Genomic DNA, 23,676 nt, shown 5'->3' on the forward strand with positions numbered 1-23,676 from the left:
GCGGCCGCCGGCGCCCCTGCGGCAATCGGCCACAGGCCGCGACGGCCAGGCCGCGCGCCGGCCTTGGCATAATACGCAGCCATGATGACCTCAGCAGCAGCACATCGCCCTCCCCTGGCCGCCGGCTGGCTGGCCAGCGCCCCGCCCGTCCTGACCCTTGCCCAGCGCCATTGGCTGTTCCGTCCCGGCGCCCTGACCGCCGGCCTGCGCCAGGTCGGCCAGGTGCGCCTGCGGGTGCTGGCCGAGTACGCGGACGGCGCGCCCGCCGACGAAGCGCACGCCATGCGCATCGCGCCCGGCGCGCCCGTCTGGGTGCGCGAGGTGCTGATGTCGGTGGACGGCATCGACAGCGTGCCGGCGCGCAGCCTGACGCCGCTGCGCGCCTCGCACGGCGCCTGGCAGGGCATGCGGCGGCTGCTGACGCGGCCGTTGGCGGACATGCTGTATCACGACAGCACCGTGATCCGCTCGCCGTTCGCGTGCCGCCGGCTGGCCTGGCCGGTGCCGTTTCACGCCACCGCCGCTGGCGCGCTGGCCGCCAATGGCCGCCCGCGCGACGCCGAGCGGGTCTGGGCGCGACGCTCGGTGTTCTGGCGCCAGGGCCAGCCGCTGCTGGTGGCGGAATGCTTCCTGCCGGATTTCTGGCGCCTGGTGGCCGGGCGCGCGGCGCCGCCGCTGGTGCCGCACCAGCGCACGCCGCGCTAGCCGCGAGGCGCCGCCGGGCGCCGCGCCGCACGCCTCCGCCCAGCACACCCCCGCCTCGTTCCCGCCGCGCAGGCGCTTACGCATGCGCGGGGCGCGGCCGGGTGTCCACCGCCAGGCAGAGCAGGCCCGTCAGCAGCGCCAGCCCCACATGGCCGATATACAGCGGATCGAAGTCCGCGTGGCTCAGCGCCCCCTTGCCCAGCAACAGCACCGTCAACGCCACCCCCAGCACCGCGCCGATCTGGCGCGTGGCCTGGTTGACCGCGCTGCCGACCGCGTAGTGCTGCGGCGGCAGGCGGTTGACGGCGGCGCCGGCCAGCGACGGCAGCACCAGGCCCACGCCCAGCCCGCTCAGGATCAAGCCGGGCAGCCAATGCGCCAGGTAGGCGGGCTCGGCGCCCGGCACCAGCAGGAACCACAGTCCGCTGGCGGCGTACACCAGCGAGCCGCCCACCAGGAACGGGCGATGGCCCAGGCGCGCCGCCAGCTTGCCGGTGATGATCGCGGTGGGCATCACCAGCAGCGGGCCCGGCGTCACGGCCAGGCCCGCGCGCGGCAGACTGTAGTGCCAGACGCCGGTCATGTAGAAGAAGAAGGCGAAGAACATCATCGCGAAGGCGATGCCGAAGCTGAGCGTGGCCAGGTTCACGTAGCGATAGGTGCGATGCTTGAACAGCGCCAGATCGACCAGCGGATGCGGCGTGCTGCGGGCCCAGCCCACGAAGGCCGCCAGCGACACCAGCCCCATCGCCGCCACCATCCACAGCTCGCCACGGCTCCAGTGCGGGGATTCCGACTGCACGATGGCCAGCGCCACCGCGCCGACGCCCACCATCAGCAGCGCCATGCCGACGCCGTCGACGCGCCGCCGCGCTTCGGGCCGCACCGATTCCTTGAGGCGGCTGGCGCCGAACCAGAGCGACAACGCGCCCAACGGCAGGTTGATGTAGAAGGCCCACGGCCAGCCGGCGGCATCGACCACGAACGCGCCCAGGCTGGGACCGACCGCCGCCGCCAGCGCGGCCACCGCGCCCCACAGGCTCACCGCCACCGAGCGCTGCGAGGCCGGGAAGGCGGCAAGCACGATGGACAGCGAGGCCGGCGTCAGCAGCGCCGCGCCGACCGCCTGCGCCACGCGCGCCGCTATCAGCCAACCGACGCTGCCCGCCAGGCCGCAGGCAGCCGAGGCCGCCAGGAACAGCAGCACCCCGACCATGAACATGCGCTTGCGTCCATGCGTGTCGGCCAGCCCGCCGGACGGGATCAGCATGGCGGCGTAGACCACTGTGTAGGCGTTCAGCACCCAGGACATGTCGGCGGCCGAGGCCTGCGGAAAGCCGGCGCGCATGGCGCCGAACGCGGCGTAGAGCATGGTCGCGTCCAGGGAAACCAGGAACACGGCCACGCTGGCGATCCAGAAGATCGGCCAGGGAGATTGGGCCGCGAGCGGCGCGGCGGCGGCATGGGGAGCCGCGGAGGTGGCATTGGAATGCATGTCGATCGGACTCGGAAATGGCGTCGGAAAGGTCGCGAGGGCGTAGCGTCCGCGGCTCATGCCTGCAGGTAGACGGGCGGCTCGGCCGCGAGGCCCTGCTTGACCCGGCGCGTGGCGTCGTCGGCCAGCACTTCCTCGGCCCCGGCTTCGAGCGCGTCGAAGGCCTGGCGCACCACCGAGTCAGGAGTGCTCTTGGGCGCGTCCAGTCCCCGCGTCAGGTCGGTATCGACAAACCCCATGTGCAGGCCAAGCACCTGCGTGCCCTGCTCGCGCAGTTCGTGGCGCAGGCCGTTGGTCAGGGCCCAGGCGGCCGACTTGCTCATGCCGTACACGCCCAGCATCGGCCGGTTGATCCAACTGGCGATCGACAGCACGTTCAGCAGCGCGCCGCCGCCGTTGGCCGCGAGCACCGGCGCAAAGCCCTGCGCCACGCGCAGCGAGCCCAGCAGATTGGTTTCCAGGTGGCGGCGCGCCGATTCGATGCTGCCTTCGGCCAGGAAGCCGCCCATGGCGGCGATGCCGGCATTGTTGATGACCAGCGTGACGTCCTTGGCCAGCGCGGCCGCGGCGGCCACGTCCTGGTCGCTGGTGACGTCGAGCTGGATGGCCTGCACGCCCGGCAGCGTGACGCTGGCCGGATCGCGCGCGCCGGCGTAGACCTTGCGGGCGCCGCGAGCCAGCGCCTCGCGGGCGAAGGCCAGGCCGATGCCGCGGTTGGCGCCGGTGATGAGGACGGTGGCGTTCTTCAGTTGCATGATGTCTTTCCTTGGGTGCTGCGTTCTGGCGGGGGGCCGGAAACACCGGCCGGTTATATGAATATGACGATCATCATATTCATGGAGTGAAGAAAGGCCGCGCGCGGCGGCCCGGAAAAAGGGGTTCAGTGGGCGGCTTGACGGCCCTCGCTGTCGTACTGGTCCAGGATCGACTGGCGCGCGGCCGCCAGCATGGCCCGGCCCTGCTCGTTGTCGCCGAGCGCGCGGGCCAGTTGCATGGCGCCGACCAGGTTGCTGGTGATCGCCATCGCCGCATGCGGGCCGGCGTCGGCCGGCAGCGCCTGCCGCACCACGCCGACCAGGCCGGACACCCGGCTGGCCGAGATGTCGCGGACCTCGGGCGACTGGCGCGGCATCTCCGAGGCGAGCGCCGAAATCGGGCAACCGCTCTCGCACCCCAGCAGATGCTTCTCGGACAGATAGCTTTCGACCAGGGCCCGCAGCGGGCTGGCGCCTTCGGCGCGGCGCCGCGCCATGCCCTGCGCCATGCGCGCCGCGCCATCCCGGCCGGCGCGTTCCATCGCCGCCACCAGCATGGCATCGCGCGACGGGAAATGCGCGTAGAAGCCGCCGTGCGTGAGCCCGGCCTCTTTCATGACGTCGGCCACGCCGACGCCGGCGTAGCCTTCCCGACGAATGGCGCGCGCGGCCGCTTCCACGATGCGGTCATGGGATATCTCTTTGCGGGAAGCGGGGCCGGCCATGGTCGGGACTCCGAAATATGATGGCCATAATATAAACCTGCCCCGCACACTTTGCACGCTTTTTTTGTTGCGATGCAAGATTGGGCGCGGAACGTTCCCTGGGCGCGGCGGAGAAGCCCCTCAGGGCGCGCTGAAGCTGTCCAGCACCTTGCGGAACGTCCCGGCCGTGCGGTCGAACCCCTCCCGGGCGACGCCCGGGTGATAGGCTCCAGACGAGCACATGAGGGACCAGGTGTAGCCGTCCGCCAACCGCAGCCGCACCAGCGCCACCTGGCGGTCGTCACCCAGGGTGAGGGTCAGCAGGGCCTGGTGCGCCGGCAGCCCGGCCAGGGTCGACACCCCGTTCTCGAGCACATTCACCTGCTGGTCGGAATACATCATGCTCCAGACGACTTCGGGCAGGACGGCATCCTGCTCGCCCAGCGGCTCCGGGGGATCGATGGTGCGCAGCGAGACCGAACACGTCTGGTTGTCGGCCGCGGTGGCGCCAGGCCTGGCGATCATGATCATTTCCTGGCCAGCCTGCGCCGGCCCCTGCGCCAGTTCCCACCCCGCCGGGACCAGCACCTTCTGGCCGCCGGCGAACACGTGCATGCGGTCCGTGGCGGCCGTGGCCGGCTCCCCGGCCGGCGCCGCGACCGCCCGCAGCGAAAATACCACCAGCGGCAATGCCGCCCATGCCAATGTTCGGGTCTTCCTCATCCCTACGCCTCCAGGAAAGGGCCTGGCGGTATCAGCGCCAGACTTCGGGTTCGATGCTGACTTCGCCCTTGTCGGCCGAGAAATACACCACGCCGTCCGAGATATTGGCATTCAACTGCATGGTGCGTTCGGCCAGATTGGCCAGCGCGCGCGTCTGCTCGGACGGCAGGTTGATGACCTTCAGGTTGCGGGTGCGTTCCAGCTTGTTGCGCACGCCGTCCCACCAGATCCTGCTGGCCGAGCCGCCGTAGCAGTAGACGATGACCTGCTCGGCGCGGCCGCAGGCGCGCAGGATGCGGCGCTCTTCGGGCTGCCCGACCTCGATCCACTGGGTGATGGCGCCGGTCAGGTCCTTGACCCACAGGTCCGGCTCGTCGGTGTCGCTCAGCCCCTTGGTGAAGGACAGCTCTTCCTGGGCCTGCAGCGCGTAGGCCACCAGGCGCACCATCATGCGCTCGTCGGTTTCGGAGGGATGGCGGGCGACCGTCAGCGCGTGGCTGCCGTAGTAGTGCCGATCGGTGTCGGCCACGTTGAGGTCGGCCTTGTAGATAGTGGCGCGCAGGGCCATGGCGAGAAAATCCGTTGAATGGGGCGAATGACTGAAGGCCGCCATGATACCGCCTGCGGCGCGGCCGGCCCGCGCGGCCCGCGGCGAGGGCCCGCCGCTTTGCCGGCAGGCGCCCCCGCCACGGCTCAGTACACGCCGACGGAATGACGCGCGACGTAGTGCCCTTCCCCGACCCGCACCAGCGGCTCCACCAGGGGATCGTCGCCCAGCTTGCGCATCGGGCTGGGGATTTCGTCGACCAGCAGCGAGCGCTCGCGGTGGCGGCGCTGCGGATCGGCGATCGGCACCGCCGCCATCAGCTTCTTCGTGTAGGGATGCTGCGGGTTCTCGAAGATGGCGCGGCGCGGGCCGATCTCGACGATCTGGCCCAGGTACATCACCGCGACGCGGTGGCTGACCCGCTCGACCACCGCCATGTCGTGCGAGATGAACAGGAACGACACGCCCAGCTCGCGCTGCAGGTCGAGCAGCAGGTTGACGATCTGCGCCTGGATCGACACGTCCAGGGCCGACACCGATTCGTCGGCGATCACCACCTTGGGGTTCAGCGCCAGGGCGCGCGCGATGCAGATGCGCTGGCGCTGCCCGCCCGAGAACTCGTGCGGATAACGGTCGATCATCTCGGGCACGAGGCCGCACTTGTCCATCAGCCAGCGCACCCGTTCCTCGGCCTTCGCGCCGCTGGCGACGCGGTGGATCAGCAGCGGCTCCATGATGGAGTAGCCGACCGTCATGCGCGGATCGAGCGAGGCGAACGGATCCTGGAAGATGAACTGGATGTGCCGGCGCAGCGTCTGCATGGCGCTGCCGCGCAGCGCGCCGATGTTCTGGCCGTCGAATTCGATCGAGCCGCCGCGGCTCTTGACCAGTTGCAGCAGCGAGCGGCCGGTGGTGGTCTTGCCGCAGCCGGACTCGCCCACCAGGGACAGCGTCTCGCCGGGATACAGGTCGAAGCTGACCTTCTCCACGGCGTGGACGCGCTTTTGCACGCGGCCGAGAATGCCGCCGGTGATGTCGAAGGTGGTGGTCAGGTCGCGCACCTTCAGCACCGGGCCGTTCTCGCGGCGCACGGTGGACGGCGCCGCCATGGCCGGCTCGGCGGGCGCGGCCTGGCGCGCGGCGTCCTCGACCTTGAGCAGCGGGAACGGCGCCGGTTCGTCGGTGCCATGCATGGCGCCCAGGCGCGGCACGGCCGACAGCAAGGCGCGGGTGTAGGCATGTTGCGGCCGCGCGAAGACGTCGTCGGAACCGCCCTCCTCGACCTTGTCGCCGCGATACATCACCAGCACCCGGTCGGCCACTTCGGCCACCACGCCCATGTCGTGGGTGATGAAGATGACGCCCATGTCCATTTCTTCCTGCAACTGGCGGATCAGTTGCAGGATCTGGGCCTGGATGGTGACGTCCAGCGCCGTGGTCGGTTCGTCGGCGATCAGCAGTTGCGGCTTGCAGGACAGCGCCATGGCGATCATGACGCGCTGGCGCATGCCGCCGGACAACTGGTGCGGATAGCGGTCGAGAATGGCGCGGGCTTCCGGGATGCGCACCCGCTCCAGCATGCGCAGCGTTTCGGCGCGCGCCGCGGCCGCGTCCAGCCCCTGGTGCAGTTGCAGGGCCTCGGCGATCTGGTTGCCGGCCGTGAAGCTGGGGTTGAGCGAGGTCATCGGCTCCTGGAAGATCATCGCCACGTCGGCGCCGCGCACGCGCTGCAGCGTGCTGTCGGGCGCATTGACCAGGTCCAGCACGTCGCCGTTGCGCCGGCGCAGCAGCATGCCGCCGTTGACGATGCGGCCGCCGCCGTACTCCACCAGGCGCATCAGCGCCAGCGAGGTGACCGATTTGCCCGAGCCGGACTCGCCCACGATCGCCAGGGTTTCGCCGCGGTCGACGTGGAATGACACGTTGCGCACCGCTTCGACGACGCGCTCGGGGGTTTTGAAGCGCACGGTCAGGTCGTTGACCTGGACGACGCGTTTGGGATCCATGGTTGCCATGATGATTACTTGTCCTGACGGGGATCCAGCGCGTCGCGCAGCCCGTCGCCCAGCAGATTGAAGCCCAGCACCACCAGGAAAATGGCCGATCCGGGGAAGATCGACATCCAGGGCGCCTGGGTCATGAAGTTCTTGGCGGTGTTCAGCATCGAGCCCCAAGACGGATTCGGCGGCTGCAGGCCCAGGCCCAGGAACGACAGGCTGGCCTCGGCGATGATGGCCGTGGCGATGGTGATGGTGGCCTGCACGATCAGCGGCGGCATGACGTTCGGGAACACGTGGCGGCAGATGATGCGCAGGTCCGAGGCGCCCAGCGCGCGGGCGCTCTGCACGTAGTCCTCGCTCTTGACGGCCAGCACCTGCCCGCGCGTGAGCCGGATGAACTTGGGCGCGGCCGACACGCCGATGGCGATCATGGCGTTGGTCAGGCTCGGGCCGAGGAAGGCGGCCAGCGCGATGGCCAGGATCAGGAACGGGATCGCCAGCAGCGCCTCGGTGGCGCGCGAGATGCAGCTATCGGTCCAGCCGCCGAAATAACCGGCGGCCAGGCCGAACGGCACGCCCACCACCAGCGCGATCAGCACCGACACCAGGCCGGCCATGAGCGAGGCGCGCGCGCCATAAACCATGCGGCTGAAGATATCGCGGCCGAGCTCGTCGGTGCCCAGCCAGTAGGACGCCGACGGCGCCTTGCGGATGGTGGTGAAGCTGGTCTGGAACGGGTCGTGATTGGCGATCAGCGGCGCCAGCAGCGCCAGCAGCACGAAGAACAGCACGATCCCCAGGCCCAGCATGGCGACGTGATTGCGTTTGAACTTGCCCCAGGCGCGGTTGCGGCTGCGGGGCGGCGTGACGGCAGCGGCCGTTGCGGGAATGGCGCTCATGCGTGCCTCAGGCGGGGATTGACCAGGATGTAGAGGATGTCGGCCAGCAGGTTCATCAGGATGAAACCCACCGCGACGCAGAGCACCACGCCCTGCACCACCGCGTAGTCGCGCGTGAAGACCGCGTCGACCACCAGCTTGCCGAAGCCCGGAATGGTGAAGACCTGTTCGGTCAGCACCGCGCCCGCCAGCAATTCGCCGAACAACAGCGTCACCAGGGTGACGATCGGCATCAGCGCATTGCGCAGCGCGTGCCGCAGCACCACGCGGCGCGGCGATACGCCCTTGGCGCGGGCGGTGCGCACGTAATCGGCCGACAGCGCCTCGAGCATGGCCGACCGGGTGTGGCGCATGAGATAGGCGGCAATCGCGGTGGACAGCACCAGCGACGGCATCAGCATGGTCTTGATCGACAGCCAGAAGTCCTCGGCCGGCGACACGTAGCCCGAGGCCGGCAGCAGCTTCCATTGCACCGACACCACCATGATGAGGATGATGCCGAGCCAGAAATTGGGAATCGACATGCCTGACAGCGCGGCGATGTTGGCCCCCATCTCGACCGGCCTGCCCTTGCGCACGGCGGCCACGATGCCCATGGGGATGCCCACCAGCAGCGCGAAGAACATGGCCATCGCCGCCAGTTGCAGGGTCACCGGCAGCTTCTGGGCGATCAGCGTGGTCACCGGCACGTCGGTGCGCAGCGACTTGCCCAGGTCGCCTTGCAGCACCTGCCCGGCCCAGGCGGCGTACTGCATCGGCAGCGGATCGTTGAGACGGTATTTGTCGCGCAGATAATCCAGCACGGCGGGATCGCGCTCTTCGCCGGCCAGGGTCAGCACCGGATCGCCGGGCAGGATTTTCTGCAGCATGAAGACGATCATCGACACCAGTATCAGGGTCGGTATCGCGACGATCATGCGGCGCAAGATGAGTTTAAGCATGGGGAAAAACCGTAGAAAACAAAAGGCCACGCGCGCGTGGCCGGCGGGCGCGGCGGCGAACCGCCGCGCACCGGTTTACTTCTGGGCGAACGTCACGCCCTTCAGGCGGATCATGCCGTCCGGGTAAGGCACGAAGCCCTTGACCTTCTTGGCCAGCGCGAACGGCCACGGCTGGTAGTAGTTGTACACGCCGGGCAGTTCGTCCTGGATGATCGTCTGCGCCTGGTCGTAGATGGCGCGGCGCTTGGTTTCATCCGGCACCGTGCGGGCCTCGTTGAGCAGCTTGTCGACTTCCGGGTTGCAATAGTGGCCGTCGTTGAGCGCGCCCTTGCAGGTCACGAAGCTATGGATGTTGCCGTCCGGATCGACCCGTCCCGACCAGCCCAGCATCACCACCTGGAAGTTGCCGCCGGCCGATTCCTTCTGCAGGGCGGCGTACTCGGTGGGCCGCAGCGACAGGTCGAAGCCGGCCTCGGAAGCCATGGCCTGCACCATCTCGGCCACCGACGAGGTGGTGGTGTTGTTGCCGAACATGACCTCGGCCTTGACGCGGTCGAAGCCGGCCTGCTTGAGCAGCGCGCGGGCCTTGGCCACGTCGCGCTTGGTCACGGGGAACTTGTCGCTGTGGTAGGGGCTGGCGGGCGGGAACGGCTGCTGCGCCGGTTCGAAGATGCCGCCGCCGGCCACTTCGTTGATGGCGTTGCGGTCGATGGCGAGCTGGAACGCCTGGCGCACCAGCTTGTTCTTGAACGGATTGTCCTCGGCGCGCTTGCCGTTGGCGACGTTGAACATGAACTGCTGGAAGCCCAGGCCGGCCACCGGCGCGAAGGTCAGGCTGGCATCGTTCTTGACCTGCGGCGCGTCGGACGGGTTCAGGCGCTCGAGCAGGTCCAGGTCGCCGGCGCGCAGGTTCGACAGGCGCACGGTGGTATCGGGGATCGGCAGGAAGGTGATGCGCTTGAAGGCGTAGTCCTTGGCGTCGTAGTACTGGTCGAATTTCTCCAGCACGACGCGGTCGTTCTGGATGCGCTCGACGAACTTGTACGGACCCGAGCAGATCGGCTTGCGGCCGACCGCGGCCACGTCGGCGTCGGCGAACGACTTGGGCGACAGCATCATGCCGGCGCGGTCGGACAGTTGCGCCAGCAGCGTGGCGTCGGGCTGCTTGAGGGTCAGCACCAGGGTGCTGGCGTCGGGCGCCTCGACTTTCTCGACCGAGGCCAGCTCGCCCTTGCGCAGGCTGTCGGGCAGCGTCATGGCGCGTTCCAGGTTGGCCTTGGCGGCGGCGGCGTCGAACTTGCTGCCGTCATGGAACAGCGCGTCTTCGCGCAGCTTGAAGGTAAGCACCTTGTTGTCCGGGCTGAACGACCACGAGGTGGCCAGTTGCGGCACGAAGTGCAGCTTGGGATCGATGTCCACCAGCTTGTCGCACAGCGAGGTGAAGACGATGCGGCCGACGTAGGTGCGGGCGCGGTGCGGGTCCAGCACGTCCGGATCTTCCTGCAGGCCGATGCGGATGTTCTGCGCGCAGGCGGCGCCGGCGGCCAGCGCCAGCACGCTGGCGCCGAAGGTCATGGTCAAGCGTTTCATTGTGTTTATTCCCCTTGTGGCTGCAATGCCTGGCTGCGATGCCAGGCGGCAAGGCGCGTATCAGAAGCCCACGGCCTGGCCGTCGCGGCGGCTGTCGCTGGCGGCGACGTAGCCAAGCTCGTTGTCGCTTTCGGACATGCGCCAGATGAATTGGCCGGCGCCGAAGTCCATGTACGGATCGTCCACGGATTTCAAAGCATGCCCGAGGTCTTTCAGGCCCGCAATAGTGGAAGCCTTCATATTGGTCTCGATATCCAGCGTGAAATCGCGGTTGACCTTCCAGCGCGGCGCGCAGCAGGCGGCCTGCGGGTTCTGGTGGTAGTCGACCATGCGGATCACGGTCTGCAGGTGGCCCTGCGGCTGCATGTCGCCGCCCATCACGCCGAAGCTCATGACCGGCTTGCCGCCGCGCGTCAGGAAACCCGGGATGATTGTGTGGAACGGCCGCTTGCCGCCCTCGACCACGTTGGCCGACTTGGGATCCATCGAGAAGCCGACGCCGCGGTTCTGCAGGCTGATGCCCGTGCCCGGCACCACCACGCCCGAGCCGAAACCCATGTAGTTGGACTGGATGAACGAGATCATCATGCCGTTCTCGTCGGCGGCGGTCAGGTAGACGGTGCCGCCGGCGGCCGGGCGGCCCGCGCCGAAATGGGTGGCGCCGTCCAGGCGGATCAGCTTGGCGCGGCTGCCCAGGTAGTCGTCCGACAGCATCTGCTCGGGCGTGACTTCCATCGAGCGCGGGTCGGCCACGTACTTGTAGAGGTCGGCGAAGGCCAGCTTCATGGCCTCGATCTGCAGGTGCTGCGACTGCACCGAGTCGACCGGCATGTCGGCAATGTTGAAGCGTTCGACGATGCCCAGGGCGATCAAGGCGGCGATGCCCTGTCCGTTCGGCGGGATCTCATGCAGCTCGTAGCCGCGGTAGGAACGGGAGATCGGCTTGACCCATTCCGGGCGGTAGGCGCGCAGGTCTTCCAGCGTCATGGCGGCGCCGCATTCCTGGCTGAAGGCGGCGATGCGCTCGGCCAGCTCGCCTTCGTAGAAATCGCGGCCCTTGGAGGCGGCGATGCGGCGCAGCGTGTTGGCCGCGTCCGGAAAGCGGAAGTGCTCGCCGACCTTGGGCGCGCGGCCCTCGGGCATGAAGGCCTGGGCGTAGCCCGGCTGGTTGCTCAGTTCATTGGCGGCGGCGGCCCACTTGTGCGCCACCACCGGCGGCACGGCATAGCCACGCTCGGCGATCTCGATGGCCGGTTCGAACAGTTGCTCGAACGGCAGCTTGCCGAGCTTTTCGTGCAGCGCGGACCAGCCGGCCACCACGCCCGGCACCGTGACCGCGTCCCAGCCGCGCTTGGGCTGGATCGCCAGGCCGTCGGCGCCGACGCCGTACTTGCGCTTGAAGTATTCGACATTCCACGCGGCGGGGGCCACGCCCGAGGAATTCAGGCCATGCAGTTCCTTGCCGTCCCAGACGATGGCAAAGCAGTCGCCCCCCAGGCCGCAGGAGACCGGCTCGACCAGCACGATGGTGGCGGCGGCGGCGATGGCGGCGTCGACCGCGTTGCCGCCCTTGAGCAGCATGCGCAGGCCAGCCTGGGCCGCCAGGGGGTGCGACGTGGACACCACGTTACGCGCGAACAGCGGGATACGGATGGAGGGATACGGGTTGACCCAGTCGAAGGATTTCATGGCGCCTGTCTCATAGAGGTAAGCAGGCGAAGGTACTCCCGTGATCTAATTAAATCAATTTGATTTTTTGTTCAGTAATAAAAGAAATTTTTGTGAATTGACCCCATGAGCACCATCCGTTTCCTGCGCACCTTTCTGGCCGTCGCCCACCATGGATCCTTCTCCGAAGCGGCCGAGCAGGTGGCCCTCACGCAGGCTGCCGTCAGCTTCCAGATGCGCTCGCTGGAGGCCGAACTGGGGCGCGAGCTGTTCGACCGCAGCGGCCGGCTGGCCATCCTGAATGCGGCGGGCCGGGAATTGCTGCCGGAAATCAAGCACTTGCTGGATTTATACGACCGCATGCGGCTGCCGCGCACCGTGCCGGGCGAACTGGCGGGGTCGGTCTCGGTGGGCAGCATCGTCTCCTGCATGGGCACGCTGTCCAAGGTGGTGTCGGGCATGAAGAAGTCGCACCCGAGGCTGGACGTGCGCATCCTGTCGGGCAAGGCCAGCGAACTGGCCGGCAAGGTCGAGGACGGCGAACTGGACGCGGCCTTCCTGGTGGAGGCCGGCCGCAAGATGGCCAGCACCCGCTGGACCCCGCTGTATGAAGAACCGCTGGTGGTGATCGCCCCGCCCTCGGCCGCCGGCCACGACGCGCGCCAGGTGCTGGCGGGCAACCCCTTCCTGCGCTTTGATCGCACCCAGCGCACCGGGCTGCAGATCGACCGCCTGCTGCGGCGCCTGGCGGTGCCGCTGGACGAATTCCTGGAACTGAACGCGATCGAGACTCTGATCGAACTGGTGCGCCAGGAGGTCGGGGTGACGCTGCTGCCGCTCATCAACGGCTCGAATTGGCGCGACAGCCCGCAGTTGCGCATCCTGCCGTTGCCCGACGACCTGGGGCCGTCGGCCCGCGCCATCGGCATGCTGGAGCGGCGCGAGCATGCCCGCCAGGGCATCACCACGGCCATCTGCGAGGCATGCGCCGCCGCATTCCGGGCGCGCGAGCCGCAGGCCATCCCGTAACCGGCGCGCCGCACGCAAGCACGCCCCGCCTCGCGCCCCGGGCGGGAGCGAGGCGCGGCATTGCGCCCGGCGCGGCCGCTGCCGGCCCGCCGCGGGGGGGCGCGCTTACAGGCCCATCGCCGGATCGGTGACCGACGGCTTGCCCGTCTCCACCCGGCCGGCGAAGCGGCGGAGATAGGCCGGATCCTCGTTCAGGCGCGCGGTGAAGTCGAACCAGGCGCCGCTCGCCTTGAGCGACCACGACTGCTCGACCTGGCTGCCCGCCGGCACCGTCAACGTCCACTTCTCGTTGTTGGTGTAGTAGGCATTGGGCGTGATGACGAAGGTGCAGGCCTTCTTGCCGTTGTTGATGAAGCTGGTATAGACGTCGCCGTTGGCGATGTCGTAGCAGACACGGATTTCCGCGTCCAACTGCTCGGTGCGGGCCAGCGCCAGGTCGCCGGCGAAATGGCGCAGGTAGCCGTTCGGGCCCATCACCCACAGGTCGTACTTGCCGCCGTCCGCGGCGGCGTCCCAGCTACCTTCCAATTGCTTGCCCGGCTCGACCGCGTAGCGGCGCGGCAGCCGATCCAGGTGCAGGCGGTCATAGACGTGGAACACCGCGGCCGCGCTGCCGGTGTTGGCGAACACCAGCCACATGGCGCTGGTGCCGGGCTGGGCGCGGCCGCTGGTGTGCAGTTCGTAGGGCAGCGCGCGCGAATAGCGCACGCCGGTTTCCTGCTTAGGCTTGACCTGGGTACTGGTGTCCGGCAGCGGCACCTGCGCCAGGGCCTGCTGATCGGCGCGGGTCTGGTCGGCCTGGGCCTTGGTCAGCAGCGTCAGGTCGGGCAGTTGCTCATTGTTGGGCGTGGCGAAGTTGAAGGCCGAGGTCAGGTCGCCCAGCACCGCGCGGCGGTAGGCGCTGATGTTCTTTTCGGCCACGCCGAAACGCGCCTCCAGGAAACGCAGCACCGAGGTATGGTCGAAGGCCTGCGAGTTGACCCAGCCGCCGCGGCTCCAGGGCGAGACGACGTACATCGGCACGCGCGGACCGGGACCGTACACTCGGTTGTCGGCCGCGTCCTGCAGCGACGGTTTGACGTGGCGCTCCAGGTCGGTGTTGATGGTCGAGGCGCCCGCCATCGAACCGTCCGGATTGAGCGACGGCGCGGCCGGCGACGGCACATGGTCGAAGAAGCCGTCGTTCTCGTCGAAGTTGACCAGCAGCACGGTCTTGCTCCAGACGTCCGGATTGGCCGTCAGGGCGTTGAGCGTCTCCTGGATGTACCAGGCGCCCTGCACCGGGCTCGACGGGCCGGGGTGCTCGGAATAGGCCGCGGGCGCCACGATCCACGACACCTGCGGCAGCGCGCCGTTGGCCACGTCGTCGCGCAACGCCTGCAGGAAGCCGCCATCGGGCATGGTGTTGGCCGTGCCTTTGTACAACGGGTTGGCGGCCTCGGATGCCGGCGTCCAGGCCGGCGGATTGGGGTCGACATTGGGATCATTGCCGGCCAGCTCATAGGCCTTGCGGAACTGGCGGAAGCCGGCCAACGGATTGTCGGTGAAATTGTCCGGCAGGTTCTGGTAGACCTTCCAGCTCACGCCCGCTTCCTGCAGGCGCTCGGGATACGTCTTCCAGGTCCAGCCGATCGTCGACGGGCCCAGGTCGTCCCATTGGTTGCGGGTCGAGGGGCCGTTGCCCTGCGCCAGCGGATCGTTGGTTCCGGTCCAATGGAACAGGCGATTGGTGTTGGTGCCGCCGTGCGAGGAACAGTGGTACGCGTCGCACAGCGTGAAGGCCTCGGCCAACGCATACTGGAACGCCAGTTCCTGTCGCGTGTAGTAGCCCATCGACTGGTTCTGCTTGTAGCGCGGCCATTGGTACAGGCGGCCGCCGTCCCAGGCGTTCTGGGCGTCGAGATAGTCGTGCGGGGTGCCTGACACGCGCTGGGCGTTGCCTTTGGTGCTGTCCAGGTGATACGGCAGCACTACGCGGGTGCCGTTGGTCTGTTCCCAGACCGAGCGGTTCTGGGGCAGCGGCACCGTGATGCGGTCGCCGAAGCCGCGCACGCCCTTGAACGAGCCGAAGTACATGTCGAACGAGCGGTTCTCCTGCATCAGGATGACCACGTGCTCGACGTCATTGATCGTGCCGGTGCGGTTGTTGGCGGGAATGGCGAGCGCCCGGCGGATGGCCGGCGGGAACATCGACAAGGCGGTCAGGCCGGCGCCGGAAGCGGCGGCGTTGCGCAGGAAGCGGCGCTTGCCGGCGTGGATCGGTTCTTTATGGGACGTCACGGATGCGTTTCCTTGAATGCTGAAAAATGGCGCGGCGTCAGGGCGCGCAACGCAGGAGGGGCTTGGCGGGCTGGGTCGGCGTGTCGGGCTGGCTGCCGGTGTCGTCGTCCTTGTCGCCGCCGCAGGCGGTCAAGGTGGCGGCCAGCATCAGCATGGCGCCCAGGCGCAGGAAGGCGCGCAGGATCGGGGAAGCGGTATTCATGTCGTGTCTATCCTCGGGACATCAGGGGAACAATTCGGAAACCGATTTGCCGGACATGGCCAGCGACTTGACCTCGGTTTCGGTCAGGGCGCGCGACCAGAAGGCCAGGTCGTCGAAATACATGGTGTAGGGGCCCTTGGTGCCGGCGCAGCACACGCCGTAGGTCCCCTTGCCGTCTTCGTTCAGGCCCAGGTGCGGGCCGAACACCCCGGCGATCTGGGCGAAGTTGACGGCGCCGGTGGAAATCGAGCGGCTGAACCAGCCCATTTCCGTGTCGTAGACATAGGCGGCCATGGTCTTGGCGGTCTTGTCGATGACCATCGCCACGTAGACCGGTTTGTTGGCCGTGAACTTCACGCCGTTGATGTCGACGCGGCTGCCGCCGGCCAGGTTGAAGCGCAGCTCGGGGCCAGCCCACTGGGCGATGGTGATGCCGGGGTTGCCGCCGGAGTTGTAGTCCTTGTTGCCCAGGATGGAGCGGTCGTTGGCGGTGCCATCGGACTGGTACCAGAAGCCGATGGTGAACGCCTGGACGCTGTCGAGCAGGCCCGCCGGATAGTCCAGCTTGAAGGCGCCGGTCGGATCGCCCGAGCGCTGGTTCTGGAACATCTTGCCGAACACCCCGCGGTCGCTGAACGCCGGCGCCTGGACGCCGTCGTAGGGAGTGATGGCGCCGCCGCCGGCGGCCTTGTCGGTCAGGTTGCCCTCGAACGGGAACAGCATCGCCAGGCCGGTGCGCAGCGACGGCAGCAACGGCACCGGCGCCGTGTAGACCACGGTGGCGCGCACCGCCGTCACAGCGTTGCCAACCGAGATGGCGTAGTTCAGTTCATGCAGCCCTTCGGTGGTGAAGGTGAAGCCCGTATCGGCGTAGTCGGTGGCGGTGCCCGGCAGGCGCGCGATTTCCGTGCCGTCGCGGGTGATCACGATCTCGCCGGTGGGCGTGCCGACGCGCGTCCAGTTCAGCGCCACGCTCTTGTTGTCCATTGACGTGCGGCTGGTCGCGCGGCGCAGCGCCACCGGCTCGAACAGCGAGGCGCCCGCCAGGTCGTACTGGCCGGCCGCGGGCGACGCGCCCAGGTGCGCCAGGATGGTCGGCGCGGCGTCGGCGCCGCTGGGCAGACCGTACCAGGCGATATTCCAGGCGCCGTCGAACGAGGCGTCGTCGGCGCTGCCGCCCAGCATCTGCGGGCGGTTCATGGCCAGCAGCGTGGTCTTGTTAAGCGACAGCGGCAGGCCGTCGCTGCCGCCGGTGCGATCCAGGCCATGGCTGGAGGCCACCACCACGAGCCAGTTCTCGTCCGGATGGGTATTGCGGCGATCGGCCACCTGCGCCAGCAGCGCGCCGATGGCGGCGTCGGTCTGGCGCAGGATCGCCTGGTAGCCGGCGCCGAAACCGCCGCTCGCGGCGGCGCGCTCGGCCGCGCCGAACTGCGCCAGCACCACGTCATACCCTTCGGTGATGCGGTCGCGCGCCTGGCTGGCGACGCAATCGTCGACGCCGCCGCAGTCCGTCAGGCTCTGCAGGAAACCCGCGTCGCGGTCATTGCCCGTCAGGCTGGCCAGCAGCGACGAGTTGAATGCCGCCGCGGTGCGCGCGGCGGGCTTGGCCGTCCGCACGCGCTGGAACAGCGTCGGGGTCTTGGGCGCCTGGCCCAGCGCGTTGCTGCGCACGCCATGCTGGTCCGCCCACTGGCCGGTCAGCAGCGTGGCCCAGCCGGGCGCCGACAGCGTCGGCTGTTGCGTGACCGCGCCGGTGACGCCGCCGGTCCACGACCGGGTCGCCGTCAATTGCGCCAGGTTGGGCAGGGATTTGTCCGCCGCGCCCTGGCGATAGGCGTCATAGGTCAGGCCGTCCACGCCGATGAACAACACCTTGGCGGCCGAGCCGCCGCCCGCCTGCGCGGCCGGCGCCGGCGTGTCGTCGTCGCTCTTGTCGCCGCCGCAACCGGCCAACGCGCCCAGGGTCGCCAACGCGACGCCCCAGCGCTTCCAATTCGATACCTGCATGTCTTTCCCTTTCCAAACCCGCTTTGTGAGTGGCCCACATAGTGGCGTCGCAAGGTGAACGACCGATGAAGCAAAGAAAGGAATCGTTGATCGACGGATCAGCTTTTTTTCCCAGTGCGATACAGACGGCAACAAAGCCAGGGGACCAGCCAGCCGGTCCCCTGCAGGCGGCCCACGCGCTTTCGCGGACTTGTCACGATCGGCTGTTAGAGTCGGGCGCATCGTGGCGCTTGCGCGCCAATCCTCTTTCCGCCGTTTCATTGATGCCTTTGTCCCTGCGCCTGTCCCCGCCCGCGGCTCCCGCCGTCTGCCGTGTCGTTGCCATGCTGGCATTGGCCGCCGGGCTGGGTGCCTGGGGCGCGGTGCTGCTCGCGCCCAAGCCCCCCGCCCTGCCCGCCGCCGTATCCGCGCCGCCCCCGCGCGCCGCCGACAACATGCCGGTGGCGCTGTGGTTCGGCCGCGATGAAGTGCTGCGCACGCAGATCAGCGTGCTCGGCGTGATCGCCGCCGGCGCCGACGGCGCCGCGGTGTTCAGCGTCGACGGCGGCCCGCCCGCGGCCTGGCGCGTCGGCGACGAAGTCGCGCCGGGCATCGTGCTCAAGGAGGTCGGCGCCGACGCCGTCACGGTCGAGCAAGGCGGCCGGCCCAGCCGGCTGGCCGCGCCCGCCTCGCCGGCGCCGGAAGGCGGCATCACCCGCGCCGCCAAGTGATCCCCGCGCCTCATATTGCTGTCATATTTCATGTCCACAATCGCACGCTTCTCACTGAAATACCGGAGTCGTGAAGTGCGACAGTCATCGCGCGGGCTCGCCCGCCAGCAAGGTTTCACCCTGATCGAGATCATGGTGGTCATCGTGATCATGGGGATTCTTGCCGCACTGATCGTGCCGCGCGTGCTGGACCGTCCCGACCAGGCCCGCCAGGTTGCGGCGCGCCAGGACATCGCCGGCATCATGCAGGCGCTCAAGCTGTACCGACTGGACAACGGGCGCTATCCCACCACCGCCCAGGGCCTGCGCGCGCTGGCGGAAAAGCCGGAAGGCGCCTCCAACTGGCGTGGTTACCTGGACAAGCTGCCCAATGACCCCTGGGGCCATCCGTACCAATACCTGAATCCCGGCGTCAAAGGCGACATCGATGTGTTCTCGTTCGGCGCCGACAACAAGCCCGGCGGGGAAGGCGGCGATGCCGACATCGGTTCGTGGGAACTCTGAGCGCGGTTTCACGCTAGTCGAAGTCCTGGTGGTGCTGGTGATCGTCGCCATCGCCGCCAGCATGGTGAGCCTGTCCATCGGCAAGCGCGCCGACCCGTTGCGCGACGACGCGCAGCGCCTGGTCGACGCCTTCACGGTGGCCGAAGGCGAAGCCCGCAGCGATGGCCGATCGATACGCTGGCAGCCCGCCAGCGGCGGCTGGTCGTTCGAGCGCCAGGGCCGCTCCAATGCCCCCTCCGCCCAGGACGACACGCCCTTGCCCGTCGACACGCTTGAGCGCGACGAGGCCCTGCGCCCGCAGGCCTGGCTGGCGCGCCAGGTGCGGTTGCGGCTGTCGCCCGACCGTCCGCTGGTCTTCAACACCGAATGGGTGGCCGACCCGTTCAGCGTGCAACTGCGCGCGGGCGATTCGCTCGTGACGGTGACGCGCGACGCCGCCGGACGCTATGAGATCCGCTGAATTTATTCCCATCCGCCCCCCGCGGCGCCGACGCCAGCGTGGCTTCACCCTGATCGAGGTGCTGGTGGCGCTGGCCATCATCGCCTTGGCGATGGGCGCGGCCTTGCGCGCCACCGGCGTCATGGCCGCCAACAACCGCGCGCTGCAGGACAAGACGCTGGCGCTGCTGGCCGCGCAGAACGCGCTGACCCAACTGCGGCTGGAGCAGACCCTGCCGCGCGCCGGTTCGCAGACCGTTCCCTGTCCGCAAGGCGGCCTGGCGCTGCAATGCGAACTGGTGTTCACCAATTCCCTGAACCGCAGCTTCCGCCAGGTGTCGGTCAAGGTCCGCGACGCGGGCAATGGCGCGGCCCTGCTGCAACTGGACGGCCTGCTGTCGAGCTTGCGATGACCGCCTGCCGCTGCCGCGCCCGCGCCCAGGCGGGCTTCACCCTGATCGAAGTGCTGGTGGCACTGGCGCTGATGGCGCTCGTCAGCCTGATGGCCTGGCGCGGCCTGGACAGCGTCTCCAGCGCGCGCGACTGGATCGCGCAGCAGGCCGACGACACCGACGCCATCGTGCGCACGCTCGGCCAGATGGGACGCGATGTCGAACTGGCCTACAACGGCCCGTCGTTCGCCGCGCCGGGCATCGACGCGCACGTCTTCACGACGGGCGTGCGCCTGTTGCGCGACGCCGCCGGCGCGCAGCGCCTGGAGATCCTGCGTCCCGCCGCGGATGGCGACGGCCGCTGGCAACGGGTGCAATGGTCGGTGCGCAAGGACGGTCTGTGGCGCGCCAGCGGCCCGCCGGCCGAACAGGGACCGCTGCCGCCCGTCGGCAATGGCGCGCTGCTGCTGCCCGGCGTGCGCGCGCTGACGCTGCGCGGCTGGGTGCCGGGCGCGGGCTGGATGGACACCCGCGCGCCATTTTCCGCCACGCCCAGCGGCATCGAGATCACGCTCGACCGGGGCCCGGCTGGCGACGCGCGGCGCTACAGCCGCATCCTGGAGCTGCCATGAAAACGCCCCCGCCGCGCGAACGCGGCGCCGCCGTCGTCAGCGCGCTGATCATCGTCGCCATTGTCGCGGCGCTGACCACCAGTCTGTTCCAGCGCCAGACCGCCAGCACGCGCCGCATCGAGAACGAAATGGCGCGGGTGCAGGCGCGCATGCTGCTGGCCGGGGGCATCGACTGGGCCCGCCTGGTGGTGCGCGATCACGGCAAGCGCGAGTCGACCACCCGCGGCGACCAGATCTGGGCCACGCCGGTGCTGGACACCCGCATCGAGCGCCCCGGCGACGACCGCGTGGCGGTGTTCTCGGGCAAGGTGCAGGACGAACAGGGCAAGTACAACCTGACCAACCTGGCCAGCAACGGCGTGCCGCAACCGGAACAGGAGCGGGTGTTGCGGCGCTTGCTGGGCGCTCTGCGCCTGCCCGACACGCTGGCGGGACGCATCATCGAGGTCATCGCCGCCAGCCAGCCGCCGGCGCCGGCCGCGGGCGCGCCCACGCCGGCCCAGGGCGGCCAGGCGCCGGATGCGCGCGCGCCGCTGCCGCGCGGCATCGACGACGTGGCCGCGCTGCTGGGGCTGGAGCCCGCCGCTCGCGGCGAACTGCGGCGCACGATGACGGTGCTGCCCAGCGCCACCAACGTCAACGTCAATACCGCGCCGCCCGAAGTCATCGCCGCGCTGGTGACGGGCCTGTCGCTCAGCCAGGCCCGCGCCATCACCGGCGAACGCGACCGCGGCAACTGGTTCAACAACGCCGGCGACTTCGCCAACCGGCTGGCCGCCACCGGCGTCAAGACGCCCGCGCCCGCCGTCAGCACGACCAGCGGCTGGTTCCTGGCCAGCGGCGCCGTCGTCTACGAACGGGCGCGGGTCTCGATGCAGGCGCTGATACGCAGCGCGCCGCCCGCCGCGCCCGACACCATCTGGACAAGAGAAGCCCCTTGAAGAATTCCTTGCGTATCGCGCTGGCCCCACTCGCCGAACTCGGCCCGGGCTCGCTGCTGCCCTTTGCCTGGTTCGATCGCCGCGGCCGCTGCGCGCGCCAGGGCGAGCTGACGCTGCACGCCCTGGGCCAGGCCTACCCGCAGGCCGCCTGCGAGGCCGTGCTGCACCCGGCCGACGTCATCGCCGCCACCGTCCAGGTGCCGGCGGTGGCCAAGGCCCGCTTCGCCGCCGCGGTGCGCGGCGCGCTGGAGCCGCTGGTGCTGAGCGACCTGGACGACCTGGCGATCGGCCATGGCCCGCGCGACGCCCACGGCAACGTGGCGCTGGCCTGGGCGCCGCGCGAACCGGTGCGTCGTGCGTGGGGCCTGCTGAACGCGCAGGGCTTGCGCGCCCACGCCCTGATCGCGCCGCAGACGCTGGCGCCGGACGACACGACGCCTCTGCGCGATCCGGCCGACCCGCGCTGGCAGGCGCCGTCGCCTTCATGGTCGCTGGCGATGCCCCAACTGGCGCCGGCGCGCGTGTCGCGCTGGCGGCCGGCTTGGCGCTGGAGCGCCGTCGCGGCCGCGGTCTGGATCGGCGGCCTGAACCTGCATGCGGCGCAACTGCGCGGCGAGGCGCAGTCGCTGCGCGACGGCATGCGCCGCCAGGTGCTGGCGGCGTTTCCCGAACTGCCGGTGGTGCTGGACCCCGCGCGCCAGGCGCAGCAAGGCCTGGACGCGCTGCAGACCCGCCGCGGCGGCGCCCACGCCGGCGACTTCCTGCCGCTGGCGCGCGCCGCCGCGCAGGCGCTGCCGTTCGCCGCCGACAACGTCGCCCGCCTGTCCTATGCCGGCCAGGCGCTGACCCTGCAACTGGCCGATGCCGGCGCCCAGGCCCAGCGCGTGGCCGAAACGCCCGCGCTGATCCAGCAGGCAGCCTCCCAGGGCCTGAAGCTGGAACGCGGCGACACCGACAACACCTGGCGCATCACGCGCAGCCAACCATGACGCCCACTGAACGCCTGAACGCCGCCTGCCGCGCCGTCCTCACCCCGCTGGCGCCTGCCGCCGACCGCGCGCGCCAGCGCTACCAGGCCCTGGCGCCGCGCGAACGGCGGCTGGTCAACGGCGCCGGCGCCCTGCTGGGCGCGGTGCTGGTCTTCACCCTGCTGGTCGAACCCGCGCTGGACTCGGTGCGCAAGCTGCGCGAGGAACTGCCGCGCCTGCGCAGCCAGGCCGCCGCCGTGGCGGCCATCACCACGCAGGCGATGTCCCTGCGCGGCAGGGCCGCCGCGCCGGCCGCCGCCCTGCCGGCCGTCGCCGACATCGGCGCCAGCCTCGAACGCGCGGGCCTGCCGGCCGACCACTGGAAGCTGGATCATCCCGGCCAGGGCGACAGCGTCACGCTGGTCGTGACCGAAGTGCCCTCTTCGGCGCTGCTGCGATGGCTCGAGCATGCCGCCGGCGATTGGGGCCTGGCGGTCAGGCAGGTGGAGCTGACCCGCGCCGCCAACGTCAATGGCCGGCCATTGCCCGGCCTGGTCAACGGCAGCATCAAGCTGGCCTTGCCGGCCCCGCAGGCCCGCTCCTGATGCGTCTGCCGCGACGCCCCCGCCTCCTGCCCAGGCGCAGCGGCCTGGCGCTGGCCTGCGCCGCCTGCGCCCTCACGGCCGCGGCCGCCGTGCTGCCGGCGCGCTGGCTGCTGGCCTTTTTGCCCGCCGACGCGCCGGTGGCGCTGGCCGACGCCGCCGGCACCGTCTGGAACGGCAGCGCCTGGCTGGCGCTCGGCCCGCCCGGCGCGCGCCGCATGCTGCCGCAGGCCCTTCACTGGCAGTGGCGCTGGTCATCGCTGACGCTGGAACTGTCGCACCCCTGGCTGCGTGGACCGGTGCGCGCCGGCCTGGGCTGGGACGGCCTGTCGCTGTCGGCGCAATCGCTGCGGTTGCCCGCCACGGTGTTGCCGGCGCTGGGCGCGCCCTGGAACACGCTGGCGCCCGAAGGCACGCTGGAACTCGACTGGCAGACGCTGCGCCTGGGCGGCGCCCTGCCCGACGCGCCCCTGGCCGAACTGCGCTGGCGCGACGCCGCCACCGCCTTGTCACCCGTGGCCCCGGTCGGCACCTACGTACTGCGGGTGCGCGGCAACGGCCGGGCCGGCGCCACGCTGGCGCTCAGCACCGAGAGCGGTCCGCTGGCGGTCACAGGCCAGGGCAGCGTCAATGCCCGCGGCGTGCGTTTTCAGGGCCAGGCGACCTTCGCGGCCGGGACCAGCGAGGCCGAGCGCAGCGCGCTCGACGGCCTGATGTCGACCCTCGGCCGGCGCAGCGACGACGTGGTGGTCTTCGGCACCCGCAAGTAGTTTCAGTGTCACGGCCCTGGCGGACGCCCTCGCCGCGGCGCACCGCTCACTATCAGACCGGCTGACGTTGACGCAAATTTTCATAAACCATAACGTTTTGAATTCTTTGCATCACGACAGATCCGCGTCATCCCATGGGCATGCCATCCCGCCTCACGGTCCCCTCCTGTA

At 69.6% G+C, this 23,676-nt stretch carries 24 protein-coding genes; 11 read left to right on the plus strand and 13 right to left on the minus strand.

Features of this window, described 5'->3' with window-relative positions; all coding sequences use genetic code 11:
• Nucleotides 1-84: 84 nt before the first annotated feature.
• On the plus strand, nt 85-705 hold the full coding sequence (locus tag SB816_RS15100) for a chorismate--pyruvate lyase family protein (protein WP_064525540.1): 621 nt from the start codon (nt 85-87) through the stop codon (nt 703-705).
• 76 nt (nt 706-781) lie between these two features.
• Here SB816_RS15100 and SB816_RS15105 read toward each other — a convergent pair whose 3' ends face one another.
• From SB816_RS15105 to ggt, 10 genes are all read right to left on the minus strand, one after another.
• Nucleotides 782-2,200, minus strand: a complete 1,419-nt coding sequence (locus SB816_RS15105) for a DHA2 family efflux MFS transporter permease subunit (protein WP_054504138.1) — start codon at nt 2,198-2,200, stop codon at nt 782-784.
• A gap of 56 nt (nt 2,201-2,256) precedes the next feature.
• Complete coding sequence (locus tag SB816_RS15110) at nt 2,257-2,955, minus strand: SDR family oxidoreductase (protein ID WP_064525525.1); 699 nt, start codon at nt 2,953-2,955, stop codon at nt 2,257-2,259.
• A gap of 125 nt (nt 2,956-3,080) precedes the next feature.
• Nucleotides 3,081-3,680: a TetR/AcrR family transcriptional regulator gene (locus SB816_RS15115; RefSeq protein ID WP_054504136.1), complete on the minus strand. Its 600-nt coding sequence runs from the start codon at nt 3,678-3,680 to the stop codon at nt 3,081-3,083.
• 120 nt (nt 3,681-3,800) lie between these two features.
• The gene (locus SB816_RS15120; protein WP_410547228.1) at nt 3,801-4,382 is read right to left on the minus strand and encodes a hypothetical protein; all 582 of its coding nucleotides are present in this window, start codon (nt 4,380-4,382) and stop codon (nt 3,801-3,803) included.
• A gap of 31 nt (nt 4,383-4,413) precedes the next feature.
• A complete protein-coding gene (locus SB816_RS15125; RefSeq protein WP_410547229.1) occupies nt 4,414-4,950 on the minus strand; it encodes a YaeQ family protein in 537 nt (178 codons plus the stop codon).
• Nucleotides 4,951-5,075: 125 nt separating this feature from the next.
• The gene (locus SB816_RS15130) at nt 5,076-6,935 is read right to left on the minus strand and encodes a dipeptide ABC transporter ATP-binding protein (RefSeq protein WP_116793293.1); all 1,860 of its coding nucleotides are present in this window, start codon (nt 6,933-6,935) and stop codon (nt 5,076-5,078) included.
• Between the two features lie 14 nt (nt 6,936-6,949).
• A complete protein-coding gene (locus tag SB816_RS15135; RefSeq protein ID WP_054504133.1) occupies nt 6,950-7,828 on the minus strand; it encodes an ABC transporter permease in 879 nt (292 codons plus the stop codon).
• Nucleotides 7,825-8,769: an ABC transporter permease gene (locus tag SB816_RS15140; protein WP_116793295.1), complete on the minus strand. Its 945-nt coding sequence runs from the start codon at nt 8,767-8,769 to the stop codon at nt 7,825-7,827. The genes SB816_RS15135 and SB816_RS15140 overlap by 4 nt, the downstream gene beginning before the upstream one ends.
• A gap of 75 nt (nt 8,770-8,844) precedes the next feature.
• On the minus strand, nt 8,845-10,359 hold the full coding sequence (locus SB816_RS15145) for an ABC transporter substrate-binding protein (RefSeq protein WP_054504131.1): 1,515 nt from the start codon (nt 10,357-10,359) through the stop codon (nt 8,845-8,847).
• A 60-nt stretch (nt 10,360-10,419) separates the two neighbouring features.
• Nucleotides 10,420-12,048, minus strand: a complete 1,629-nt coding sequence (ggt, locus tag SB816_RS15150) for a gamma-glutamyltransferase (protein ID WP_410547230.1) — start codon at nt 12,046-12,048, stop codon at nt 10,420-10,422.
• A gap of 105 nt (nt 12,049-12,153) precedes the next feature.
• Here ggt and SB816_RS15155 point away from each other — a divergent pair, with 105 nt between their 5' ends.
• Entirely contained in the window at nt 12,154-13,056 is a 903-nt protein-coding gene (locus SB816_RS15155; protein WP_054504129.1) for a LysR family transcriptional regulator, read from the plus strand.
• A 105-nt stretch (nt 13,057-13,161) separates the two neighbouring features.
• Here SB816_RS15155 and SB816_RS15160 read toward each other — a convergent pair whose 3' ends face one another.
• Genes SB816_RS15160 through SB816_RS15170 form a run of 3 tightly spaced genes read right to left on the minus strand, consistent with a single transcriptional unit; the run spans nt 13,162 to nt 17,548 of the window.
• On the minus strand, nt 13,162-15,336 hold the full coding sequence (locus tag SB816_RS15160) for a phosphocholine-specific phospholipase C (RefSeq protein ID WP_395757648.1): 2,175 nt from the start codon (nt 15,334-15,336) through the stop codon (nt 13,162-13,164).
• Between the two features lie 37 nt (nt 15,337-15,373).
• Nucleotides 15,374-15,538 carry a hypothetical protein gene (locus SB816_RS15165; RefSeq protein WP_343719141.1) on the minus strand — a complete coding sequence of 55 codons (165 nt, stop codon included), beginning with the start codon at nt 15,536-15,538 and terminating at the stop codon, nt 15,374-15,376.
• A gap of 21 nt (nt 15,539-15,559) precedes the next feature.
• Nucleotides 15,560-17,548, minus strand: a complete 1,989-nt coding sequence (locus tag SB816_RS15170) for an alkaline phosphatase family protein (RefSeq protein WP_410547231.1) — start codon at nt 17,546-17,548, stop codon at nt 15,560-15,562.
• A 263-nt stretch (nt 17,549-17,811) separates the two neighbouring features.
• Between SB816_RS15170 and SB816_RS15175 the strand changes: the two genes are divergently transcribed.
• From SB816_RS15175 to gspN, 9 genes are all read left to right on the plus strand, one after another.
• Nucleotides 17,812-18,258 carry a type II secretion system protein N gene (locus SB816_RS15175; RefSeq protein ID WP_054504127.1) on the plus strand — a complete coding sequence of 149 codons (447 nt, stop codon included), beginning with the start codon at nt 17,812-17,814 and terminating at the stop codon, nt 18,256-18,258.
• A 75-nt stretch (nt 18,259-18,333) separates the two neighbouring features.
• Nucleotides 18,334-18,762 (plus strand): type II secretion system major pseudopilin GspG, encoded by a 429-nt coding sequence (gene gspG, locus SB816_RS15180; protein WP_054504126.1) that lies wholly within the window; start codon nt 18,334-18,336, stop codon nt 18,760-18,762.
• The gene (gspH, locus tag SB816_RS15185) at nt 18,734-19,222 is read left to right on the plus strand and encodes a type II secretion system minor pseudopilin GspH (RefSeq protein ID WP_054504125.1); all 489 of its coding nucleotides are present in this window, start codon (nt 18,734-18,736) and stop codon (nt 19,220-19,222) included. The genes gspG and gspH overlap by 29 nt, the downstream gene beginning before the upstream one ends.
• A complete protein-coding gene (gene gspI / locus SB816_RS15190; protein WP_410547232.1) occupies nt 19,209-19,613 on the plus strand; it encodes a type II secretion system minor pseudopilin GspI in 405 nt (134 codons plus the stop codon). Before gspH ends, gspI begins: the two co-directional genes overlap by 14 nt.
• A complete protein-coding gene (locus tag SB816_RS15195) occupies nt 19,610-20,224 on the plus strand; it encodes a prepilin-type N-terminal cleavage/methylation domain-containing protein (RefSeq protein WP_410547233.1) in 615 nt (204 codons plus the stop codon). The genes gspI and SB816_RS15195 overlap by 4 nt, the downstream gene beginning before the upstream one ends.
• A complete protein-coding gene (gspK, locus tag SB816_RS15200; protein WP_175189734.1) occupies nt 20,221-21,165 on the plus strand; it encodes a type II secretion system minor pseudopilin GspK in 945 nt (314 codons plus the stop codon). Before SB816_RS15195 ends, gspK begins: the two co-directional genes overlap by 4 nt.
• Entirely contained in the window at nt 21,162-22,154 is a 993-nt protein-coding gene (gspL, locus tag SB816_RS15205; protein WP_410547234.1) for a type II secretion system protein GspL, read from the plus strand. Before gspK ends, gspL begins: the two co-directional genes overlap by 4 nt.
• The gene (gspM, locus tag SB816_RS15210) at nt 22,151-22,738 is read left to right on the plus strand and encodes a type II secretion system protein GspM (protein WP_144655757.1); all 588 of its coding nucleotides are present in this window, start codon (nt 22,151-22,153) and stop codon (nt 22,736-22,738) included. The genes gspL and gspM overlap by 4 nt, the downstream gene beginning before the upstream one ends.
• A complete protein-coding gene (gspN, locus tag SB816_RS15215; protein ID WP_410547235.1) occupies nt 22,738-23,505 on the plus strand; it encodes a type II secretion system protein N in 768 nt (255 codons plus the stop codon). The genes gspM and gspN overlap by 1 nt, the downstream gene beginning before the upstream one ends.
• The last annotated feature ends 171 nt before the right edge of the window (nt 23,506-23,676 follow it).

This window comes from Achromobacter sp. SIMBA_011, from assembly GCF_046535435.1.
Taxonomy (GTDB): Bacteria; Pseudomonadota; Gammaproteobacteria; order Burkholderiales; family Burkholderiaceae_B; genus Achromobacter; species Achromobacter dolens.

Bases quoted from the DNA above. Each gene is read 5' to 3' on its own strand.
- SB816_RS15165 (WP_343719141.1), bottom strand. From the start codon at position 15,538: ATGAATACCGCTTCCCCGATCCTGCGCGCCTTCCTGCGCCTGGGCGCC.
- SB816_RS15100 (WP_064525540.1), top strand. From the start codon at position 85: ATGACCTCAGCAGCAGCACATCGCCCTCCCCTGGCCGCCGGCTGGCTG.
- ggt (WP_410547230.1), bottom strand. From the start codon at position 12,048: ATGAAATCCTTCGACTGGGTCAACCCGTATCCCTCCATCCGTATCCCG.
- SB816_RS15115 (WP_054504136.1), bottom strand. From the start codon at position 3,680: ATGGCCGGCCCCGCTTCCCGCAAAGAGATATCCCATGACCGCATCGTG.
- SB816_RS15130 (WP_116793293.1), bottom strand. From the start codon at position 6,935: ATGGATCCCAAACGCGTCGTCCAGGTCAACGACCTGACCGTGCGCTTC.
- SB816_RS15120 (WP_410547228.1), bottom strand. From the start codon at position 4,382: ATGAGGAAGACCCGAACATTGGCATGGGCGGCATTGCCGCTGGTGGTA.
- SB816_RS15125 (WP_410547229.1), bottom strand. From the start codon at position 4,950: ATGGCCCTGCGCGCCACTATCTACAAGGCCGACCTCAACGTGGCCGAC.
- gspI (WP_410547232.1), top strand. From the start codon at position 19,209: ATGAGATCCGCTGAATTTATTCCCATCCGCCCCCCGCGGCGCCGACGC.
- SB816_RS15145 (WP_054504131.1), bottom strand. From the start codon at position 10,359: ATGAAACGCTTGACCATGACCTTCGGCGCCAGCGTGCTGGCGCTGGCC.
- gspN (WP_410547235.1), top strand. From the start codon at position 22,738: ATGCGTCTGCCGCGACGCCCCCGCCTCCTGCCCAGGCGCAGCGGCCTG.
- gspM (WP_144655757.1), top strand. From the start codon at position 22,151: ATGACGCCCACTGAACGCCTGAACGCCGCCTGCCGCGCCGTCCTCACC.
- SB816_RS15195 (WP_410547233.1), top strand. From the start codon at position 19,610: ATGACCGCCTGCCGCTGCCGCGCCCGCGCCCAGGCGGGCTTCACCCTG.
- gspH (WP_054504125.1), top strand. From the start codon at position 18,734: ATGCCGACATCGGTTCGTGGGAACTCTGAGCGCGGTTTCACGCTAGTC.
- SB816_RS15135 (WP_054504133.1), bottom strand. From the start codon at position 7,828: ATGAGCGCCATTCCCGCAACGGCCGCTGCCGTCACGCCGCCCCGCAGC.
- gspK (WP_175189734.1), top strand. From the start codon at position 20,221: ATGAAAACGCCCCCGCCGCGCGAACGCGGCGCCGCCGTCGTCAGCGCG.
- SB816_RS15175 (WP_054504127.1), top strand. From the start codon at position 17,812: ATGCCTTTGTCCCTGCGCCTGTCCCCGCCCGCGGCTCCCGCCGTCTGC.
- SB816_RS15110 (WP_064525525.1), bottom strand. From the start codon at position 2,955: ATGCAACTGAAGAACGCCACCGTCCTCATCACCGGCGCCAACCGCGGC.
- SB816_RS15140 (WP_116793295.1), bottom strand. From the start codon at position 8,769: ATGCTTAAACTCATCTTGCGCCGCATGATCGTCGCGATACCGACCCTG.
- SB816_RS15105 (WP_054504138.1), bottom strand. From the start codon at position 2,200: ATGCATTCCAATGCCACCTCCGCGGCTCCCCATGCCGCCGCCGCGCCG.
- SB816_RS15155 (WP_054504129.1), top strand. From the start codon at position 12,154: ATGAGCACCATCCGTTTCCTGCGCACCTTTCTGGCCGTCGCCCACCAT.
- SB816_RS15170 (WP_410547231.1), bottom strand. From the start codon at position 17,548: ATGCAGGTATCGAATTGGAAGCGCTGGGGCGTCGCGTTGGCGACCCTG.